The following is a 20,939-nucleotide window of genomic DNA, read 5'->3' as shown; positions in this document are numbered from 1 at the left end:
CTGGCGAGACCAAGGGCTGACGAGCTTAGTCGAACGGTACTTAGAACTTCGTAGTGCCTTATGAACCGCCGTATACCGAACGGTACGTCCGGTGGTGTGGGGGGACGGGGGTTAGCCGCCCCCTCCTACCCGATGGCCGGTCTACAGGTTTACTTGTGGCCACTACTTTGGGTGTATGTTAAAATTTAAGGGACAACTTAGAAATAAGATTGTACCGTTTAAGATTAACTTGACTAGCTTGGAGTGTTGGGTGGCTGACTAAATTATGAGAATGTATGACCTGATTAAAAAGAAAAGAGACGGCCAGTCCCTGACCAAATCAGAGATTGATTATATTGTAGAGGGCTTTAGCTCCGGGGAGATCCCCGATTATCAGATGGCAGCTTGGGCCATGGCCATATATTTTCGAGGTATGAATCTGGAAGAGACAGTAAATCTAACTTTGGCCATGGTACATTCGGGCGCAAGGTTAAACTTATCGTCCATCCCTGGGGTAAAGGTAGATAAACATAGCACTGGCGGTGTGGCTGATACCACAACTTTGGTTTTAGCACCTCTGGTGGCTGCCTGTGGCGTACCGGTGGCCAAGTTAGCCGGTAGGGGGTTGGGCCATACTGGGGGCACCATAGATAAGCTGGAATCTATTCCGGGCTTGAAGGTGGAACTCTCGGCGGAGGAATTCATTGAAAAGGTTAAAAAGCATGGGATAGCGATAGCTGCCCAATCAGCCGAGCTTACGCCAGCAGACAAGAAATTGTACGCGTTGCGGGATGTAACGGCTACGGTAGATTCTATCCCCCTGATTGCCAGCTCCATTATGAGCAAGAAGATTGCGGCCGGGGCTGAGGCCATTGTTTTGGATGTTAAAGTTGGCCGAGGCGCTTTCATGAAGGATTTAGCCAGCGCCCGGGAACTGGCGCGCATTATGGTCAATATAGGAAAATATGTGGGGCGCGAAACGGTAGCTTATATTACCAATATGGATCAACCCTTAGGCCTGGCCATAGGAAATAGTTTAGAAGTAGCGGAAGCGGTCCAGGTTTTGCGGGGTGAGGGTTCTAGAGATCTAGTAACTTTATGTCTAGAGCTGGGAAGCACCATGCTGGTACTGGGCCGTAAGGCTAAGGGTAAGGAGGAAGCCAAGGAGAAATTGCAAGAAGCTTTAACTAGCGGCGCGGCTTTAGAGAAATTCCGCGAGTTTATTGTAGCGCAAGGGGGAAATGGCCGGGTGGTGGATGACTTGAGCCTGTTACCTCAGGCCAGATTTAAGGTGAGCTGGACAGCTGAGGAAGATGTTTACCTAGCGGATCTCCCCGCTGAAAGATTGGGCCAGTTAGCCATGGAGTTAGGGGCCGGACGGCAGAAAAAAGACGACCAAATAGATGTGGCGGTAGGGATAGTACTGGGCGGCAAGATTGGGGACCGCATAGGGAAAGGCCAACCCATAGCTACTATTTATGCCAATGAGGAGGCCAAATTAGAAGGCGCACTGGCGGAATTAAAGCGGGTTATCAAACTTTCTTCTACTCCGGTTTCCCCTCCTCCGCTTATTTGGGAAGAAATATATGGCTAGTTTTTTAAGATGTAATTGGGGAAGGGAATGTGAGGAATGTGGGAGGTTGACGACCTTGAAGCGACTCAGCCATATCGGTGTTATCAGTGACACCCATGGCGATGTGGTAGCCTGGGAGAAAGCGCTGGGCGTTTTTGGGCCGGTGGACTTAATTGTTCATGCAGGAGACGTGCTCTATCACGGTCCGCGCAATCCTTTAGTCCAAGGGTATCGCCCGCCGGAATTGGCGGAGCGGATTAACGCTTCTCCTGTACCCGTACTTATCGCCAGGGGAAACTGCGACGCTGAGGTAGATCAATTGGTCCTAGAATGGCCCATCCAGAGCTCTATGGTGCTGGTTCAAACTCCTTACTTGCGCCTAATAGCGAGCCACGGTCACCGGTGGGATAAAGGGGAAATGGTGGAACTGGCCAGGCGTTACCGAGCCGATGTATTTGTCTTCGGCCATACTCATGTGCCGGTGCTGGAAGAAGTGGAGGGAATTATTCTGCTCAATCCAGGCAGTCCCGCTCTGCCCAAAGGGCAAGAAGGGCCGACGGTGGGTCTGATACAGGAGGATTCCATCTGTCTTAGAAGTTTAGAGGATGGTAAAATCCTGGCCCGCATGAGCTATATTAAAGGTTAATGGCCCTAACCTTTAAGTTTTGCCTGCAGGCTTTTCAGTGTTATTTGGCGACTATATCCTGCCGAGTGTATCTTCTCTGTGTGGCTGAACTGGGTCGCCTTTTTGTATAACCGAGGCTTTACTTGTTCTTCCCAAATCTTATCTTGACTTTAGGACTAAGACTATTCACCTGAAATTCGCCATCTACATCGCTATGGGTACTTGGGGAACACAGTTCGTTAGTCTTTGGAACCTGGCAGCCGGGCGGACGGGGAGGTATAGCGGGCGGCTCTGGAGCTGGCGGCTTAGGGCCAGGTACGGACGGGCCAGTAGGGAAAGGAGGAGCCACCCCGGGGGGCTTGGGGCCAGCGGCCGGCGGGCGCTCGCCAGCCGGCGGATGTAGAGGGGCGTGGACGATAGTTAGGCTATTTAGTATCATCTCATCCTCAGACACCAGCTTACCATCCTGGTAGCGCCGCCGGCGGATTTCGGCCCTGGGGATGAAAGCGGAAACCTCGTGGGGCCAGGGGAGGTTGGTACGCCGTACCACCCGCATAACAACATCGCCGATATGGATTTCGATTTCATCGTGGCTGTAAATAGGGGTAATAGACTGTTCGATTTTTGAAGACATCTGTGCTCACCCTGTTTTTGAACCCGCTTACATTAATAATTGTATGTGAGTTATACATTTCTCGTCTCAGTTTATGATTGATTTGAGAACGAAAGCTCGCTTGGTAGCGTTTGGATACTGGAAAAAAGCGTGGGGGAAGATGGAGGAAAATAGGTCCAGTTAGAGAAACTTAATATAAGCTAAAATATAACAGATTGAAGAAGCGGGGAAAAGAAGGACTTGTGGGTAATCAATTTCCCCCCAAACTTAAGACCAAGGAAGGAGTCATATCGGCATGCGAATCGCTATTATCGGGGGCTCCGGCGTTTACGATCCAGGTATTTTAATCAATATTAGAGAAGAAAAAATAGAAACGCCTTTTGGGACTGCTGTCTTGAAGGTTGGTACTTATCAGGGCGAGGAAATAGGCTTCATGAACCGCCACGGGGAAAAACACTCCCTGCCTCCCCATAAAGTGAATTACCGGGCCAACATCTGGGCTCTCAAAAAGATGGGAGTTGAACGGGTTATAGCTACGGCTGCCGTGGGGTCAACCAACCTGGACTTCAAGCCAGGGGAGTTTGTCATAGTGAATGATTTCCTGGATTTCACCAAGACCCGGGCGTATACTTTTTTTGAAGGCGGGGAAATGGGAGTTGTCCATACCGATTTTACTGAGCCGTACTGTCCGGAACTGCGCCGGCTGCTGCTGCAGACAGCGGCTATGATAGGAGTAAAGGCCCATGATGGCGGCGTTTATGCCTGCACGGAAGGGCCTCGTTTTGAAACCCCGGCGGAAATACGCATGATCCGCCAGCTGGGTGGAGATCTGGTAGGAATGACCAATGTTCCCGAAGTAATTTTGGCTCACGAGGTAGGCCTCTGTTATAGCTTAGTAGCTATGGTGACCAATATGGCGGCAGGCATCTCTTCTACCCCTTTAAGCCACGAAGAGGTACTGGAAGTCATGAGCTTAAACGGTAAAAATCTCCGGAACCTAATTATGCGGGCCATCCCTCAGATCCCCCGGGCGAGAAATTGCCGGTGCGCTCATACTGCCGGTAAACTGGACATAGAAGCTGTAAGAAGGGAGTAGATGAATATGCCCCAATCTATTATCCGCGATGCCAGCCTGGCCAGCTCAGGGCTGCTTAAGATTGACTGGGTTAAAAACCATATGCCTATCTTGAATGAAATTCGCCGGGATTTTGAAGTTCGCCAGCCCTTTCGGGGAAAGAGGGTAGCCATGTGTCTCCATCTGGAAGCCAAGACAGCCTACCTGGCACAAGTCCTAAAGGCCGGCGGGGCCGAAGTGGCCATTTGCGGTTCCAATCCCCTTTCCACCCAGGATGATGTCTGCGCCGGTTTGGCGAGTCTCGGGGTGGCCGTTTATGCCTGGCATGGTTGTACCCCTGAAGAGTATACGTCCTTTTTACACCAAGTGCTGGATACCCAACCTCACCTCATTATTGATGATGGTGGAGACTTAGTTCACTTGCTCCATACCGGCAGGCGAGAACTCTTACCCGAGATCATGGGCGGCGCGGAGGAGACCACGACCGGCATTTTACGCTTAAAGGCCATGGAAAGGGAAGGTGCTTTAGCCTTTCCTATGGTGGCGGTTAACGATGCTTATTCCAAGCACCTTTTTGATAACCGTTATGGTACTGGGCAGTCTACCTGGGATGGGATTATGCGCAACACCAACCTCACCATTTGTGGCAAGACGGTGGTGGTGGCGGGCTATGGCTGGTGCGGCAAGGGCATTGCTATGCGAGCTAAAGGTTTAGGCGCCAGGGTGATAGTTACAGAAGTTAACCCTATCCCTGCTAACGAAGCCCTGATGGACGGGTTTGAGGTTATGCCCATGGTAGAGGCGGCCAGACACGGAGATATTTTTGTTACCGCCACCGGATGTATAGATGTGATTCGCGGGGAACATTATGCGCTAATGAAGGATGGTGCCATTCTGGCCAATGCGGGCCACTTTGATGTGGAAATAAATAAACAAGACTTGCAAGCCATGGCCCAAAGCCGCCGGGTAGTGCGCCAGAATATAGAGGAGTTTGTGCTGGCTGACGGGAGGAGAATATATCTTTTGGCCGAGGGCCGTTTAGTCAACATTGCTGCAGCGGATGGCCATCCGGCAGAGATTATGGATTTAAGTTTTGCTCTCCAGGCCTTATGTTTGGATTACCTGGTAAAAAACGTTGGACAGTTGCCCCGGAAAGTCCTACCTGTTCCCTGGGAAATAGATCATCAGGTGGCTTCTTTACGATTAAAATCCCTGGGAGTGGAAATCGATACCCTTACCCCCGAGCAGGAAAGCTATCGGGCCAGCTGGCGGCATGAGTAAGGGTGCGGGTCTGGCACGGTGGCCGACCCCTTGGGTAGGCCCTACCAGCTGGCGGAGACGAGCTTTGTTAAACTTTTGGTGGGCAAGGAGGAGAGCATGAACTACGAACCAGTAGCCCCCATTGCTTGGAGGGAGGATCATATAGAAATTATTGACCAGACGCGGCTGCCGGAAGAATTAATAATACTCCGGCCCCGGACGGTGGAAGATATGTGGGAGGCTATTAAGCAGCTAAAGGTTAGGGGTGCGCCGGCCATTGGTATTGCTGCCGCCTTCGGCCTTTACCTGGCGATAAAAGATTCCCGGGCTAAGGACAAGGAAAGTTTTTATGCTGAGCTGGAGAGAGCGGCCAGGTATCTGGCTTCCTCGCGGCCCACAGCCGTAAACCTTTTTTGGGCCTTAAACCGGGTATTGCTTAAAGTTTCAGGAGCTGCGGAAGAAGATGTAGCAGAACTTAAGAAGCTAGTCTTAAGGGAAGCCCTGGCCATACGTGATGAAGATGAAGCTATGTGCCTGGCCATCGGACGACATGGAGCAGAACTTCTTAACGGTGTAGAAGCAGTTCTTACCCACTGCAATGCCGGTACCCTGGCTACCGCCCGGTATGGTACCGCCTTGGCCCCTATTTATTACCTGGCGGGCCAAGGGAAAGTTTTGCGGGTATTTGCCGATGAAACGAGGCCCCTCCTGCAGGGAGCGCGGCTAACAGCCTGGGAGCTAAAGCAGGCGGGTATACCAGTAACCCTGATCACCGATAATATGGCGGCTACTGTTATGCAAAAGGGTTGGGTTCAGGCGGTTATTGTGGGCGCTGACCGTATAGCAGCCAATGGGGATGTGGCCAATAAGATTGGGACATATGGAGTGGCTATTTTGGCTAAAGAACATGGTATACCTTTCTACGTAGCGGCCCCTAGCTCTACTTTCGACTTGAGTTTATCCGCAGGCCAGGAGATACCCATAGAGGAAAGGGAGCCCAGTGAAGTTACCTGTTTGGGCGGAAGAACTACAGCTCCTTCCGGTATTGAGGTTTTTAATCCTGCCTTTGATGTGACGCCTAACCGTTATGTTACAGCTATCATTACGGAAAAGGGAGTTATTAGGCCTCCTTATGAAGAGAATATTCCCCGGATGTTAGAGGGTGCGAAAAATTGAGGGGCCGCTAAGGCACACCTTGATTATCCTTTGCCCTTTTGTTACAATATAAGCTGGCTGTAAGGGCTGCTTGAAAACCCGAAAAGGGGTTATTTTTTTGCCCTGGTTATTTTTCGTTGGGTTTAGCGGGCAACCATAAAAGCCAAGATTTTTCGAGTTGGCGTTTTTAGGTGGAGTGTAAAGGAGGGGGAAGGGTGGCCGGAAGGTATGATGTGATTATCGTAGGTACAGGGCCGGCGGGTATTTTTGCCGCCCTGGAAATGGTCAGGCGAGAAAGCGAACTTAAAGTACTTCTGTTAGAAAAGGGCCACGATCTGGACAGGCGCATTTGCCCGTCCAAGGAGACGGGCTGTTCTTGCCGGCATTGTTCGCCCTGCTCAGTGGTTTCCGGCTGGGGTGGAGCCGGGGCCTTCAGCGATGGCAAGCTCACCCTATCGCCTGAGGTAGGGGGCTGGCTGAGCGAGTATGTGCCGGAGCGCCAGGTTGAGGATTTAATTGCTTACGTAGATGAAATTTACCGCTATTTCGGGGCACCGGAGAAGGTTTACGGCGGACCGGAAGATGAGCGGATCGCTGATATCCAGCGCCGGGCTATCCTGGCTGATCTCAAGCTGATACCGGCTCCCATCCGTCACTTAGGTACGGGAAGGACTCAAGAAATACTGAAAGCCATGAAGGATTATCTGGAGAAAAAGGGTGTGGAAGTAAGGACGGATACGCCGGTAGAGGATATTATCGTTTCAGAGGGGCGCGTTAAAGGCGTAGTCACCAGGGCCGGCGAGGAGATACCGGCCTCTTATGTTGTCCTGGCTCCCGGTCGTCAGGGAGCTGACTGGCTGCGACAGGTTGCGAGCAAATTGGGCCTGGAACTGGCTGTTAACCCTGTCGATGTTGGCGTGCGGGTGGAAGTGCCGGCGGTGGTCATGGAGCACTTGACCAGTGTCATATACGAGTCGAAATTTATTTTTTATTCTCGAAAGTTTGATGACCGGGTGCGTACCTTTTGCATGAATCCCCACGGCGAGGTAGTATTGGAAAACAACGAAGGCTTGATCACGGTGAACGGCCATTCCTATGCCGATAAGAAGACGGACAACACTAATTTTGCTCTGCTGGTGAGCAAAACCTTTACCGAACCGTTTAAGGAGCCCATAGCTTACGGTCGTTATATAGCGGGCTTGGCCAATCTTTTGGGGGGAAGTGTACTGGTGCAGCGCTTGGGCGATCTCCTCGCCGGCCGGCGTAGTACGCCTGAACGCCTGAGCAAGGGGCTGGTAACCCCCACCCTGAAAGAAGCTACACCGGGCGACTTATCCTTGGTCTTCCCCTACCGCCATTTGACGGCCATTGTAGAAATGTTAGAAGCTATGGATAAAATAGCACCTGGGGTTTACTCGCGTCATACCCTTCTTTACGGCGTAGAGGTCAAATTTTATTCTTCTCGTTTAAAACTAAATTCAGGGCTTATGACTCATATAGAAGGTTTGTATGCTGCTGGCGACGGTGCCGGGGTAACGCGAGGCTTGGCTCAGGCTTCGGCCGCTGGCGTGATCGCGGCGCGGGATATTATGGCCAAGGCTGGTAAAGGGAATTTAGCTTAAAGCATAGGAAAGGCGGTGGCTTTTATGCCGGCAGTGGTCCTTGTGGGCGCCCAGTGGGGCGACGAAGGAAAGGGTAAAATTACTGATTACCTGGCCGAACAAGCGGATATGGTAGTGCGGTACCAAGGAGGTAGCAATGCCGGGCATACAGTTAAAGTGGGGCAGGAGGAGTTTAAGCTGCACCTGGTGCCCTCTGGCATTTTGTACCCTGGTAAAACTTGTATTATTGGTAACGGAGTAGTAGTGGACCCGCAGGTCCTGGTGAAGGAGCTAGAGGGATTGCAAAAGCGAGGTATAGATACCTCGGGCCTACGCTTGAGCTCTCGCGCGCACGTTATTTTGCCTTATCATAGAGGGCTGGATGAAGTGGAGGAAGAGCGGCGCGGCTCCGGCCGCCTGGGCACCACCAAAAGGGGGATTGGACCAGCCTATGTGGATAAAGCAGCGCGCATAGGTATTCGGGTTTGCGATTTGTTAGACCCGGAAGAATTCCGGGAAAAGCTGGCCTATAATTTAAAAGAGAAAAATGAAATTTTTACCAAAGTTTACGGGCGTCCCGGCTATTCCTTAGAAGATATTTTAGAAGAATACATGGTTTATGCGGAAAGCTTGCGCCCGCTGGTGGCCGATACCGGTCGGCTGATAAATCAAGCCCTTAAAGAGGGCCAAAAGGTTCTCTTCGAGGGAGCCCAGGGTACCCTCCTGGATGTAGATCAGGGAACTTACCCCTATGTTACCTCTTCCCATCCGGTAGCAGGGGGGGCCTGCGTGGGGGCTGGTGTGGGTCCGACCGCTATAGATTCTGTTATAGGTGTGGTAAAGGCCTACACCACTAGGGTCGGTGAAGGGCCCTTCCCCTCCGAGGCTAAGGACGCGGCGGGTGACTACCTGCGCCAGCGAGGTATGGAATTCGGCACCACCACTGGCCGGCCCCGGCGCTGCGGCTGGCTGGATGTGGTTATCTTGCGGCACGCGGTGGAGGTCAACGGCCTCACAGGGATAGCCTTGACCAAATTAGATGTACTTACGGGGTTAGACACTTTACGCATTTGCACCGGTTATCGCTACCGGGGCGAGGTGCTGTACGATTTTCCGGCCAACCTCAAAGTCTTGCAGGAATGCGAGCCCGTTTATGAAGAACTCCCCGGCTGGCAAGAGGATATCTCGGGTGCGCGCTCTTTAAGGGACCTGCCAGACAATTGTCGAGCCTATATTAACCAGCTGGAGGAGCTATTAGGTGTACCGGTCAAGATTATTGCCGTTGGACCGCGGCGCGACCAGACCATAGTAGTGAATAATATTTTTGCCTGATCGTGCTGCCTTCACACGCTGTATCAGGGGTTCCGTTGATATAAAGCGGGACCTTTTATTTTTTATGATAGATTGAATTGCTCTTGAAGAACAGTTATAATTAAATCGCCAGGTGGTCAGGCCAGACGAAATTAACAGAGCTTTCTAAACTATGGGAAGGAGGAAGAAACAATTTTGGACCGGGAAGAATTGCTGGCAACCTTTTGCCGCCAGGCGGAAACCATGGGTGCCCAGGTGCTGCGGGAGGCTAATCCCGGGAACTTGGTCAGCCAGGTAGTGGCTTTTTTAAGCCCCCTGGGCAGCCGCGTGGCCCTGGTACATTCACCTTTGGTGGAAGAAGTAGGTCTAGAGAAAGCCCTTGAGCAGGCCGGTTTTCAGGTGGAGAAGGATGGACCGGAGTTTGGCCGTTCTGCCAACAGCGGTATTGTAGAGTTTGACTTGGGCATTGCGGAGACGGGGACCTTGGTTCAGGATGCCACAGATCTGAAAAAGCGACTGGCTTCCATGCTCCCTTTGAATTGCCTGGCTCTCCTTCGGGCAGAACGGATAGTAGCCAATATGACCGAAGCCTTGAACTTTTACTTAAGCCGCGGGACATGGCCGGGATATTTGGCCTTTGTAACCGGTCCCAGCCGGACGGCGGATATTGAGCGCAGCCTCACTATCGGTGTTCACGGTCCTGAAAAGCTGCTTATTGTTTTGTTGGGCTAGCGGAGGTGGAAGAATGGTGAGTAAGGATTTCAAACTTAGGTTACAGAGAGCCCTCCATAATCCAAGCTTGCGCAGCGCTCTGGAGCGTTTTGCGGATTCTTACGTTATTTCCCGGGAACAGGTTTTTGCGGGTCGCGATTTTGAAGCTTTGCGGCAGCGGATCGCCGCCATAAAGAGCGAGGCAGCCAGCCGCTTTGAGGAGCTAGCTGAAGAGTTTACCCGGCAAGTTACGGCCCGCGGTGGTATAGTCTTTCGTGCCCCAGACGCTGCGGCCGCCCGCGAATATATTTTAAAAGTAGCTAAAGAGCACGGCGTGGCTGAATTGGTGAAATCTAAATCCTTTGCTACGGAAGAAATCCACCTCAATGAATATTTGCAGGAGCACGGGATTACTTGCTATGAGACCGACCTGGCGGAGTGGATCTTACAGCTCATGCCGGGAGAGCGTCCTTCCCACATGGTCATGCCGGCCATCCACCTGCCTAAAGAAGAGGTGGCTCGCGTCTTCACCCGGTACCTGGGGCAGCCCGTAGAACCGGATATTAAAAACATGGTCCGCCTCGCTCGCCGGGAGTTGAGGGAGAAGTTCTTAAGGGCCGGCATGGGTATAAGCGGTGCTAACATTGCTGTGGCGGAGACGGGGACCATCATTATTTGCACCAATGAAGGCAATGCCCGCCTTACCACCACTGTTCCGCCTGTACACATAGCCGTTTTGGGCTACGAGAAACTGGTGCCGCGCATGATGGATGTAGTGCCGATACTGGAGGCCCTACCCAGGAGCGGCACGGCCCAACCTATTACCAGCTACATTACCATGATCACTGGTCCGGTCCCGGTAGCGCGGGGCGACGGAGAAGGGCCCAAGGAGTTTCATGTGGTCCTTCTGGATAACGGCCGGCTAAAAATGGCAGCAGATCCCATCTTTAAGGAGGCTTTGCAGTGCATCCGGTGTGCGGCCTGTACCAATGTCTGCCCGGTATTCCAGTTGGTGAGCGGCCAGGTGTACGGTTTTATCTATTCCGGTGGGATCGGCAGCATCTTGACGGCTTTCTTTAATTCCCTGGGGGACGCGGCTGAACCCCAGAGCCTTTGCATAGGGTGCCGGCGGTGTGCTGAAGTTTGTCCTGCCCAGATAAATATTCCCGATCTGGTGCTTAAACTTAGGGAAAGGGTAGTGGAGGAACAAGGTCTCCCTATTACGTACCGGGTGGCTCTGCACGGTGTGGTGGCTAAGCCTAAGCTTATGCATACCCTGCTGCGGGTAGGATCGCGACTGCAGGGGCCGGTGACCCGGGGCCAGCCCTTTATCCGCAGTTTGCCCTTTTCTTTTAGCTCCCTCACCCGGGGCAGGAGCCTGCCGGCCCTGGCGCGGGAACCTTTAAGGGAGCGAATGAAGCGACTGGAAAGCGAGGTTATCCGTCCCCGCTTAAGGGCTGCTTTTTACAGCGGTTGTGTTATTGACTTCGCTTATCCGGAAATCGGTGAGGCCGTTTTCCACATCCTTAAGCAGGCCGGAGTTCAGGTGGTCTTTCCTCAGGGTCAGGCCTGCTGCGGGGCACCTGCTGTTTATGCCGGCGACCAGAAGACAGCCCTGGAGCTTGCCCGGACAAATATTGCTGCCCTGGAAGAAGTAGAGCCAGATGTGGTGATAACGGCCTGCCCCACTTGCGCCGTAGCCCTAAAGCACGATTTTCCCCGGCTTCTGGCCCTCAATGAGGGCTGGCACAAGCGGGCGGAAAAACTGGCAGCCAAGGTAAAAGATTTTACTGAGCTCGTAAAGGAAGTGGGTTGCGCCCAAGGAGGATCTTGGCAAGGCCCCAGGATAAAAATTACCTATCATGATTCCTGCCACTATAAACGCCATCTGAGATTAGATAAGGTGGCCCGCGAGGTCTTGCTTAAGCAACCGGGGTTGGAACTGGTGGAGATGGCCGAGAGCGACCGTTGTTGCGGTTTCGGCGGTTCTTACAGCCTTAAATACCCGGAAATCAGCCTGACCCTGCTGGAACGAAAAATTAAGCATATCCTCGAAAGTGGAGCAGAGATAGTGGTAACCGATTGTCCGGGTTGCCTGATACAACTGCGGGGCGGTCTGGATCAAAAAGGTAGTTCCATCCAGGTGAAGCATACGGCTGAAATTTTGGCTGCTACCAGGCAGGATTAAACCCGCAATAAGTAGAATTTTATTAAATTAAACTGTATGTTAGAGGTAGGGACCAGGTTTGGAATTAAAACCTATTAGAACCAAGAAAATTTATGAAGAAATAGTGCGGCAGATTAAAGAGCTTATTGGCGAGGGAAACTTAAAGCCAGGGGACCGGTTACCTTCAGAACGGGAACTGGCTGAACGGTTAGGCGTTAGCCGTGCTTCTGTAAGGGAAGCCCTGAGCGCCCTGGCGGCCATGGGCGTAATTGCTATCCGGCCGGGGGAGGGAACTTTTGTCCAAACTGTACGCAACGGAGCTATTGTGGAACCCCTGGCCATGGCTTTGTTGCTGGATAGACAGGCTACTATGGAATTGCTGGAAGCCAGGGAGGCCCTGGAAAGCGAGGCCGCTGCTTTGGCTGCTCGCCGGGCCTGCCCGGAGGAAATAGAGAAGTTGGGTGAAATAATAAAAGAAATGGAAGGCGAGCTGGAAAAGGGTTTGTTGGGAGAAGAGACCGATATGCGGTTTCACTTGGCTATTGCCGAGGCAGCCCATAATAACGTGCTGGCTAGGTTGATGCATACGGTTTCTGAAACCATGCGACAGGTTTTGCGCAATAGCCGCCAGAGGCTTTATCTGGCTCCAGGTAATGCTGAAAAGCTTTATGAACAGCACAAGCTCATTTATCAGACCATTGCTTCTCGCAACAGCCGGGCTGCCCGTCGGGCCATGAGCCAGCATTTGCGTTTTGTAGCCGGGGAGTTGCGCAAGGAATGGTAAACAGGTGGGAAATCAATATTTTCCGGGATAGCTCTTTTTGGGAAAAGGCCTGGCAGAAGGCCCAGAAAGAATCCCTCTACGGCCGCTCTGTACTTGAGCGCGACCAGGCAGAATATTGGAACCGTAGAGCTACAAGCTTTGCGGTTCATTCCCGAAGCAACGAAGTTCAGCGCCGGGTGGCTAAGGTACTACATTTTTTGAGTCATTATGATGGCCTGGGGCCCGAAGCAGAAGTGCTGGATATAGGTTGCGGTCCAGGAAGCTATGCCCTGGCCCTGGCTCGTCGGGTGAAAAGGGTGGTCGCCCTGGATCCTTCCCCGGCCATGCTTTCCATTTTGAAAAACAGGATGGAGGCTGAAGGGATAAATAACATTGAGCCGGTCCAGCTTCCCTGGGAGGAAGTGGATCTGGATAAACTTGGTTGGCGCCAGCGCTTTCAGGCGGTGCTGGCGCTTATGAGTCCGGGGATTCGGGATGTTCCAACCCTAAGAAAAATGATAGCTGCTTCCCGAGGGGTTTGCCTCCTGGCCGGTCACCTGCGGCAGGAAGAGCCTGCTAGACATGACCTCTGGGAGAAGCTTATCGGAGGGAAGATGCCACCAATACCGGAGGAGACCCTGTATATTTTTGTCCTGCTTTATTCCTGGGGTTATTTCCCTTCTTTAGAGCTGGAGCGCAGGGTAAGCAAGCGAGAGTTACCGGTAGAGGAGGCTGTACAGGAGCTGGAAAATTTCTTTTACCCTTACCTGGAACTAACTTCTGCAGTGCAACGAGTAATTAGGGATTATGTAAACTCCCATTCCCGGGAGGGGACTTACCTCCAGGAAAGGGAATTCGTTGCTGCCTATCTTTGTTGGGCTGTTTAACATCGAAGGAAAGGGGGCTTTAAGTTGGCCGGGAAAAAGGTTATTTGTACCCTTGAGGCTCCAGCGGCCATTGGGCCTTACTCCCAGGCTATTAAAGTTGGCAATCTAATTTTTACTTCAGGGCAAATACCCCTAGATCCTGCCACAGGGCAAATCGTGGCTGGAGGAGTGGCCGAACAGACGAGGCGGGTGATGGAAAATTTAAAGGCAGTACTGGCGGCGGCAGGTGCAACTCTGCGGGATGTGGTCAAGACAACCCTCTACATCAAGAATATGTCCGATTTTAGCACCATTAACGAAATCTATGGCCAGTACTTTCCTGAAGAACCTCCGGCCCGTTCGTGCGTAGAAGCGGCCCGTTTGCCTAGAGATGTTCTGGTAGAAATTGAGGCCATAGCTGTGGTGGATGAATAAAAAGGGCGGCAACGTATTCCGCCCTCAAAATTTATTCGGGTAGCCAAACATTCGAGAGATTTTATCAGAAAAATTAGGTGGACACCCGCTGGCATAATTTACATAAAGGGAAAATTCGCCCCTGTGAAGAATAATTTGTCAAACTATGTGGCCGGGAACTAATAGAGGACTTTCCTGGCAAATAGGGGGCAAGTTATGCGGGCGTGGCGTTTGTTAGGAGCAGTAGTTTTTTTCTTCCTGGCGTCTCTGTTTGGGGGCTTTCCGCCGGAAGCGCGGGCGGGGAGCAATGCCGGCATCATTCTTTATAAAGTTCAACCAGGAGATAGCCTGTGGTTGCTAGCCCAGCGCTACGGGGCAACTTTGACTTCCATTCAACAACTTAATAATTTAGCCGGTGAGGCTTTAGTCCCGGGTCAGGTTTTGTACCTGCCGGTAACCCTGCAAGGTAGCAACTACAGTTACTTTGTCCAGCGGGGCGATACCCTTTATCTTATATCCTTGCGCACCGGCCGTTCTATAACAGCTATTAAGGCGGCAAGTAATTTACAGGGGGACAACCTTTACCCGGGCCAAACTTTGCTTATTCCCCTGGCCCGTCCTGGAGCCACTGCTTACCAGGTACAGCCAGGCGATAGCCTCTACCTTATTGCCAGGCGCTTCAACTTGACCGTAGCTGAGCTTTCTCGCTTTAACAGCTTAGCCTCCGACCTGATTATGGTCGGCCAGATTTTGGAAGTACCAGATGCTTCTGAAGGACAGCAGACTAAACCGGTTGAGCCGGAACTTCCGGTTTACCGGGTAAAATCCGGAGATACTTTATCGGCTATTGCCCAAAAGTTTAACACTACTGTCAGGGCCATCTATATTACTAATAGGCTTAATTCGGAGATCCTGATGCCCGGTCAACCCCTGTATATACCGGTCAACCGGGCGGAACCGATTATGGTAACCGGCCCCCGGGGAGAGCAAAAGCCGGGATATGGTGAATTTCTGGATTGGGAATGGGCGCGCTGGATATATAATGTGGGGGCAGTGGCCACCATTACCGACCTGGATAGCGGCCTATCTTTCCGGGTACGGCACCTGGGAGGGTCCAATCACGCCGATAGTGAACCTTTAACTGCTGCCGATACGGCTATTATGAAGCAGATTTTTAACGGCCGGTGGTCCTGGGATACCCGGGCGATACTTCTCAAAGTCGGCGACCGAGTGCTGGCTGCCTCTATGGCCGGGCAGCCCCACGGTGTTGAAACTATCTTGGACAACAATTTTCCCGGCCATTTTGACTTGTATTTCTGGAACAGCCGCAGCCATAATACCGGTGAGATCCAGCCCCAGCATCAGGCTAATGTCCTACGCGCTGCCGGGCTAACAGAGGCGCCCTAAAGGAAAGTGTAGAAGGCATACGAAAGTGTAGAAGGCATACGGTATTAAGAAGGAATAAATTGTAAGTTCTTGACAAAAGAGAAAGGAGGGGATAAAATAAAAGTGCACGGGCGGAAGTAGCTCAGCGGTAGAGCATCGGCTTCCCAAGCCGAGGGTCGCGGGTTCGAATCCCGTTTTCCGCTCCAGTTTACTAAATCAAGGCTTCCCGGAAATAGCGGGGAAGCCTTTTTTAGTTGAGTCCGATGCTCCTGGCGGTGCAGCCCCCTCCAGGGGAAATACTGGAGGGAGGTTTCGCTATAGCTCGCCTGTACCGCATAGACCCCAGCAAGCGCTTCTCTACCTGGGAGGAGGCCTTAAGCGCCTTCCTCCTCGAGAAGCAGGCTTTAGCGCTGGCTGGTAGGACGCTCTTTGACTATGAATGGCACGTAGGAAGGTTTTTCCGCGAGTATTCTAACGCCTGGAGCAACAGCGCTTTATTGGAAAGGGCAGTATTGGAGTACTTCACCGGTCTTGCGGCAGAGAGCGCTGCTTACTCTTTTACCTCACTTAGAGACCTTGCTCTCATCCACTTTTCGCTGGACACTGGCTGTCGCCCAGCGGAAAGCCTGCGGTTGAGGCCTGGTAACTTTAACTGTAGAAGGCGTTATAAGAGCTCCCTTAGCTCGTTTGGCGATAGCCTGGCACTCTTCAAGATGGCGCTGATTACTTTAGGTGATAACGTTTCCTTGCCATGTACCGGTACCGTAGCCCAGCGGCTTGGGTCCTGTGGGTGGCTCAGGAAGTAATGGCTCCCCTGAATGCGCATCACCACAAACCCGGCACGCTGTAAGGCCCGTAGCATTTCCTTTCCTGTGACCCGTGGAAGCCTGCTCAAGCCGGTATCACCACTTCTGCTATTGAAATATCTACGTCGCCAGAAGGAACTGGCTGACCCGTTGCTTTAAGCCCTTCCACGGTCACGGCAATGGCCTCTTTAACCCGCTCCAATGCCTGCTCTTTGGTCTTCCCCTGGGTAGCACACCCCGGTAGGGCTGGAACGGTAGCCACGTAAACGCCTGTTTCATCATCCCACTCCAGTAACACCTTGAAGCGCATTGCTCATTCCTCCCTGGCGTTAGCATTTCCATTAGCATCCGGCAACATATACCCTGGTTGGCAATTAAAGAAGCTTCCGATGGTCACTTACCCCTTTGGTACAATTTTACCACAAACATTGGGTAACACAGAGGTTCGGGTACCCCATTTCGAGGAACCCCCGAGGAGACGTACGGCTCCAGCCCTAAGGACGTGCTGCCAAGCGATATTTGGTAACTGCCATGTGGCACGTCAGAGCAGGTTTTATAGTTGCAGAAAATGCCCCCTTTGTGTGCTGTACAGAAGAGAGCTCGGGAGTTTTATGAACCGGCCTTTATTCTACCCGAGAAGGGAGGCGGTTCTTGACCGAAGTCTTAGGTTGGTCTTTACGCCTGAAGAAGACGGTTAGCAGTCCAACTATTTACTGTTAAAAAAAAACGTTTTTGGCAGGATTTCTCAGAAGTACGGCGTATTAATATAAACGTTAACAAAGCTGGAAGGGAAAACTAATGCATTTTTCCCACCAGCGTTCTGGAGGTGATGAGCCCTTGCCTAACTTACATGGGCGCCTATGGGCAAGGGTGAGCCAGTGGCGCAACCGGACATAACGAAGGCCGGTTTTGTATTTTACACAGAGGAGGTGGGGGTATTGAGGGTATGTATTAAAAAGGCTTCATGCACTGGCATGGCTTAACGGAGAAGCGCCTCCGCCAGTGCCGAAGCCAAAGAACACAATGCGGGATTATTATAACACGTCTCATGCCAAAAAGAAAAGAGAAATCGCGAAACGCGAGGAAAAAGCTCAGATTCGGAGGAGGTTAAAATATCTATGCGCAGAAGGGCAATACTTACGGGTGTACTGGCCCTGGCTTTGGTTCTGGCATTTGCAGGGGCTGCGATGGCAGCTACTGTTCCTGGCACACAAATATCAAATGATCTATCGGCATCAGTCACGGTAGTGTCCCCAGCAAACTCGATTACTTTACAATGGTATGCAGGTAGTGTTCAAGCCGGCAGTGAAACCGTAAGCGCTGTTGACCCAACCGGACTTCAGAGTGTTCGAGTAGGAGACACCATACCAGTAGCTTTCAAGGCTATTAAAAATATCTCAGGTACTATAGACCGCGTATTATATGTTGTGGAAGTAACAGGTAGCCAAAATGGGTTTACTGTCCAGGGTTACGATTATACATTGAACCAGTGGATACCGCTTGGTTATGATAGCCAAGGAGGGTTCTATTACTGGGGACCTCGACAAGGTTTTAGCTTTACGGATGCCATGGGCACTCCTACTAGCCCCTTCAAGATTACTTTTAGCCAACCTGGTACCTACTCCTTCAAGATTTACGCCGTCCAGCTACCGTTGTAAGCGCAACAGTATTGTTCAGCAGCATGGGCAGGAGATGCCTTCCTGCCCATGCTAGTATCTTAGAGGAAAAGGAGGATGATAGGACTGTGCACCGAAAAAGGCCCTTAGCCCTAACCTCTTTGTTCATGGTGGTTGCTTTATGTTTACTGGCCTTTTCGCCTGTTGCAGTAGCTACCGAAGAAAAGATTTCCAACGAGCTCACTGCAACTGTGGAAGTGAAGGATTTAACCCCACCTCAAGTGCAGTCCACCGTCCCGGCCCACGGCTCTACAAACATCGCTGTAACCCATGTCATTACAGTAATATTTAATGAGACGGTGAAAGAGGGGCCTAATTTTGAGCAAATTTCCCTTAAGAGCGATGGCAGCGAAGTTAGTATAACCAAAAACTTGGAGGGCGCAGTTCTAACGATTCGCTCCGTGAATTATCTCAGCTATAATATGCACTACATCCTCACCATCCCCGCCGGCGCAGTAGTAGACGAGGCAGGCAACGAACTGCAGAAAGCCTACACCATAGAGTTCACCACGGAGTCACGGCCTAGCGGCGGAGGGGGTGGTGGAGGTGGTGGTACCGTTTCCCCACCAGTACAACCGCCTGTTACTCCACCCGGCGCAGTGGAGCCCGTTAAGGAAGAAATCATAGAAGAGGCCTTGACCAAGGCACAGGAGACGGGGAAGGTCGTTATCCAGGTACCGGAGAATGTAGTTGAAGTTGCTCTGAAGAAAGAACAAATAGACAGGCTGGTAGGAGCCGGACGCCCAATGGTAATTGATCTTAAACTCGCGGCTTTTGAATTACCTAAGGAGATATTAAAAGCTCCTGCAAAGGCTGCACCTGAGGTCGTTCAAGTCCAGGTTAGAGCACAGTCCCTTGCACCTGAAGCTACCAAGGACTTCTCCGAGAAAGTAGCCAATACGTCGGTATACTCTCCCATAGCCCCGATTATTGACCTGGCTATATTGGGGGTTACGGCCAAAGGGGAGCAGGTATATGTAAGGGCCTTTGAAAAGCCTGTTAAGATTAGTCTACCCGTTCCCACTAACATGTTAGGGCAGGCGGAAAAAGGGTTGCTGATGGTCGGGCGGTTAAATGAAGTTGTCATGCGCTGGGAAGAGGTTCCAAGCCGGTACGATCCGCAAAAGGGGACAATGGTTTTTGAGACTAACCATCTAAGCCTTTATGCCTTACTGGAAAAGAAGGCCCCGCCCCTCCGCAGTTTTGCAGATATTTCGGGTCACTGGGCACAGCGGGACATTGAAATAATGACTGGCCTGGGTATTGCACGCGGAGTGGTAGAGAACAAGTTTAATCCTAACGCTAATATCACCCGCGCTGAGTTTCTGGCCTTCTTGATTAGGACTCTAAACTTAAGCGAGAAAAAAGACTTGGGACCCCACTTTGTGGACGTAAGCCGGGATAGCTGGTACTACAGTGTAGTAGAAACCGCGTACGGGGCTGGTCTAGCCAGTGGCTACAGAGACGGTACTTTTAAGCCCGAATGGCCGGTAACAAGGGAGGAAATGGCTGCTTGGCTTGATAGGGCAGCAGCCTACGCAGGCCACCGGATAGATACTGCCGGCGAAGCGGAAGCTTTACTCCAGGCTTTCCCCGATGACCATACAGTTAGCAACTGGGCTAGACAGAGTACAGCCGCTGCCGTGAAAGCTGGTATCTTGCGTGGTCGCTTGGGGGGTAAGTTAGACCCACTAGCCACCGCTACCCGTGCAGAGGCGTTAGTGATGCTTAAAAGGTTACTGGTTTACATGAAGCAGTTACCAGAGTAACTAGGGCCGTACTAGATAAACTAAGTTCAATGGGACAAGGAGGCCGGATTATAAAAATAGTCCGGCCCTGTTCTTTTTGTGAATGTTAGGATCGGGTACCCACAGGCTACACCTGTACCTACCCCAAGATTCTTGCATGTCCACTGACCATGCCCGATGAAACGGGTATTTCGCAACAGCCGGGCAACGATCCCCTTCCAGCGGCCCTCCTGCGCTCGGGTATCCCGGCTCCGGCGATGGAGCAAGCACGGGCACCGCTCCTCTCTAGTTTTCCGCACACCTGCTGCATGGAGATAGTTGCTATAAGCTCTTTTCTACTACGGAAAAATTTGAGCAGTTAAAAATTGGTACTTCCTTGCGAAATGCCAATGATTGGAAGCAACTCACGAGGGAAGGCCAACCTGCTTGCTTTTGGGCTTTTGCAGCCAGGGCAAGAAGTCTTGCGCTATAGCCTTATCCTCTATACGCTGTGCAACGCTCTGCCCGAATGCGGGAGAGTTCTCCGCCTTAAACCCACATTTGTGGCACAGGGCGTAGAGGACGTACCGCTTCCGGGCCAAGGGTATCATAGCTGCTTATGCCGGACCACACCCTGCCATGCTCCAGCGGCCTGCCGCAGTAGGCGCATCTGCTCGCCAGTATGTGAACTCGCTGCCAGTGCTCTTCGGGGATACCCAGAGCGCTCTAAGCGCGTCCACGACTTTTTGCCGCTGTGTAGTCAGGTCGTGTTCTTTAGCGCTGCCTAAGACCTGCCAGCGGTACCCCGCGAAGGTCAGCGCAAGGTCTTTTTCCTCCACGTCTCTACCAGTAACGAATAGGCGCCCGTCGGCCTGGCAGCGGCCCCTTGGCCTCAGAAACAGAAGTAAAAACTAGCGGACTGCTCTTTCTTCTTGGGCTGTAAGCCTTTTGTCTAACTTTTTAATGTCCTCCCAAACTGCACGGAGCTCTTTCTTTATAGTAGCTACGTCTTTCTGCAGCCGCCTTAAAATCTGAATGGATTCTTTTTGTACCTGGGACAATTCTTCGTAGCGCTGGAACAACTCCTTTTGTCCGTCGAATAATTGTTTTTGGCCTTGGAATAGCTGTTGCTGGCCCTGGGCGAGTTCTTGGTAGCGCTGGGACAGCTCTTTTTGGCCCTGGAATAGCTGTTGTTGTCCCTGGGCGAGCTCTTCCTGGCGCTGGGACAGCT

Annotated in this window: 19 protein-coding genes, 1 tRNA gene and 1 riboswitch; of the genes, 16 read left to right on the top strand and 4 right to left on the bottom strand. The window is 51.9% G+C overall.

Annotated elements, in window-relative coordinates; genetic code table 11:
• Positions 1–265: 265 nt before the first annotated feature.
• Together AC1BI1_RS14190 and yfcE are read left to right on the top strand one after the other, a co-directional pair.
• On the top strand, positions 266–1,573 hold the full coding sequence (locus AC1BI1_RS14190; protein WP_476717958.1) for a pyrimidine-nucleoside phosphorylase: 1,308 nt from the start codon (positions 266–268) through the stop codon (positions 1,571–1,573).
• 55 nt (positions 1,574–1,628) lie between these two features.
• The gene (yfcE, locus tag AC1BI1_RS14185; RefSeq protein ID WP_476717957.1) at positions 1,629–2,198 is read left to right on the top strand and encodes a phosphodiesterase; all 570 of its coding nucleotides are present in this window, start codon (positions 1,629–1,631) and stop codon (positions 2,196–2,198) included.
• A 118-nt stretch (positions 2,199–2,316) separates the two neighbouring features.
• On the opposite strand, the gene AC1BI1_RS14180 is transcribed toward yfcE, so the two are convergent.
• Positions 2,317–2,811 carry a hypothetical protein gene (locus AC1BI1_RS14180; RefSeq protein ID WP_476717956.1) on the bottom strand — a complete coding sequence of 165 codons (495 nt, stop codon included), beginning with the start codon at positions 2,809–2,811 and terminating at the stop codon, positions 2,317–2,319.
• 274 nt (positions 2,812–3,085) lie between these two features.
• Here AC1BI1_RS14180 and mtnP point away from each other — a divergent pair, with 274 nt between their 5' ends.
• The 12 genes from mtnP to AC1BI1_RS14120 all read left to right on the top strand — a co-directional run bounded on the left by mtnP (position 3,086) and on the right by AC1BI1_RS14120 (position 15,705).
• Positions 3,086–3,886: an S-methyl-5'-thioadenosine phosphorylase gene (gene mtnP / locus AC1BI1_RS14175; RefSeq protein WP_476717955.1), complete on the top strand. Its 801-nt coding sequence runs from the start codon at positions 3,086–3,088 to the stop codon at positions 3,884–3,886.
• Between the two features lie 6 nt (positions 3,887–3,892).
• Positions 3,893–5,146: an adenosylhomocysteinase gene (locus AC1BI1_RS14170; RefSeq protein ID WP_476717954.1), complete on the top strand. Its 1,254-nt coding sequence runs from the start codon at positions 3,893–3,895 to the stop codon at positions 5,144–5,146.
• Between the two features lie 96 nt (positions 5,147–5,242).
• Positions 5,243–6,301 (top strand): S-methyl-5-thioribose-1-phosphate isomerase, encoded by a 1,059-nt coding sequence (gene mtnA / locus AC1BI1_RS14165; protein ID WP_476717960.1) that lies wholly within the window; start codon positions 5,243–5,245, stop codon positions 6,299–6,301.
• 194 nt (positions 6,302–6,495) lie between these two features.
• On the top strand, positions 6,496–7,902 hold the full coding sequence (locus AC1BI1_RS14160) for an NAD(P)/FAD-dependent oxidoreductase (RefSeq protein WP_476717953.1): 1,407 nt from the start codon (positions 6,496–6,498) through the stop codon (positions 7,900–7,902).
• A 24-nt stretch (positions 7,903–7,926) separates the two neighbouring features.
• The gene (locus tag AC1BI1_RS14155; protein WP_476717952.1) at positions 7,927–9,213 is read left to right on the top strand and encodes an adenylosuccinate synthase; all 1,287 of its coding nucleotides are present in this window, start codon (positions 7,927–7,929) and stop codon (positions 9,211–9,213) included.
• Positions 9,214–9,387: 174 nt separating this feature from the next.
• Positions 9,388–9,924 carry a LutC/YkgG family protein gene (locus AC1BI1_RS14150; RefSeq protein ID WP_476717951.1) on the top strand — a complete coding sequence of 179 codons (537 nt, stop codon included), beginning with the start codon at positions 9,388–9,390 and terminating at the stop codon, positions 9,922–9,924.
• Positions 9,925–9,937: 13 nt separating this feature from the next.
• Entirely contained in the window at positions 9,938–12,091 is a 2,154-nt protein-coding gene (gene ldhH / locus AC1BI1_RS14145; RefSeq protein ID WP_476717950.1) for an L-lactate dehydrogenase (quinone) large subunit LdhH, read from the top strand.
• A gap of 58 nt (positions 12,092–12,149) precedes the next feature.
• Positions 12,150–12,854 (top strand): FadR/GntR family transcriptional regulator, encoded by a 705-nt coding sequence (locus AC1BI1_RS14140; RefSeq protein ID WP_476717949.1) that lies wholly within the window; start codon positions 12,150–12,152, stop codon positions 12,852–12,854.
• Positions 12,848–13,720, top strand: coding sequence for a class I SAM-dependent methyltransferase (locus AC1BI1_RS14135; RefSeq protein ID WP_476717948.1), 873 nt, complete (start codon positions 12,848–12,850; stop codon positions 13,718–13,720). Before AC1BI1_RS14140 ends, AC1BI1_RS14135 begins: the two co-directional genes overlap by 7 nt.
• A gap of 24 nt (positions 13,721–13,744) precedes the next feature.
• Entirely contained in the window at positions 13,745–14,134 is a 390-nt protein-coding gene (locus tag AC1BI1_RS14130; protein ID WP_476717947.1) for a RidA family protein, read from the top strand.
• Positions 14,135–14,329: 195 nt separating this feature from the next.
• On the top strand, positions 14,330–15,520 hold the full coding sequence (locus AC1BI1_RS14125; protein ID WP_476717946.1) for a LysM peptidoglycan-binding domain-containing protein: 1,191 nt from the start codon (positions 14,330–14,332) through the stop codon (positions 15,518–15,520).
• Between the two features lie 110 nt (positions 15,521–15,630).
• Positions 15,631–15,705: transfer RNA gene (locus AC1BI1_RS14120), tRNA-Gly, on the top strand.
• A gap of 458 nt (positions 15,706–16,163) precedes the next feature.
• Here the strand turns inward: AC1BI1_RS14120 and AC1BI1_RS14115 are convergent.
• A complete protein-coding gene (locus AC1BI1_RS14115) occupies positions 16,164–16,325 on the bottom strand; it encodes a type II toxin-antitoxin system HicA family toxin (protein WP_476717959.1) in 162 nt (53 codons plus the stop codon).
• Positions 16,326–16,390: 65 nt separating this feature from the next.
• The gene (locus AC1BI1_RS14110) at positions 16,391–16,615 is read right to left on the bottom strand and encodes a type II toxin-antitoxin system HicB family antitoxin (RefSeq protein ID WP_476717945.1); all 225 of its coding nucleotides are present in this window, start codon (positions 16,613–16,615) and stop codon (positions 16,391–16,393) included.
• A 503-nt stretch (positions 16,616–17,118) separates the two neighbouring features.
• A riboswitch (cyclic di-GMP riboswitch) is annotated at positions 17,119–17,207 on the top strand.
• A 216-nt stretch (positions 17,208–17,423) separates the two neighbouring features.
• On the opposite strand from AC1BI1_RS14110, the gene AC1BI1_RS14105 reads away from it, so the two are divergent.
• Complete coding sequence (locus tag AC1BI1_RS14105; RefSeq protein ID WP_476717944.1) at positions 17,424–17,963, top strand: hypothetical protein; 540 nt, start codon at positions 17,424–17,426, stop codon at positions 17,961–17,963.
• An 86-nt stretch (positions 17,964–18,049) separates the two neighbouring features.
• Positions 18,050–19,750 (top strand): S-layer homology domain-containing protein, encoded by a 1,701-nt coding sequence (locus AC1BI1_RS14100; RefSeq protein WP_476717943.1) that lies wholly within the window; start codon positions 18,050–18,052, stop codon positions 19,748–19,750.
• Between the two features lie 869 nt (positions 19,751–20,619).
• On the opposite strand, the gene AC1BI1_RS14095 is transcribed toward AC1BI1_RS14100, so the two are convergent.
• On the bottom strand, positions 20,620–20,939 hold a 320-nt coding region (locus AC1BI1_RS14095; protein ID WP_476717942.1), incomplete at its 5' end, for a hydrolase.

This window comes from Thermanaeromonas sp. DSM 22490, from assembly GCF_056378755.1.
The sequence above is the reverse complement of the archived record's forward strand: the minus strand, read 5'-3'. Positions and strand labels throughout refer to the sequence as shown.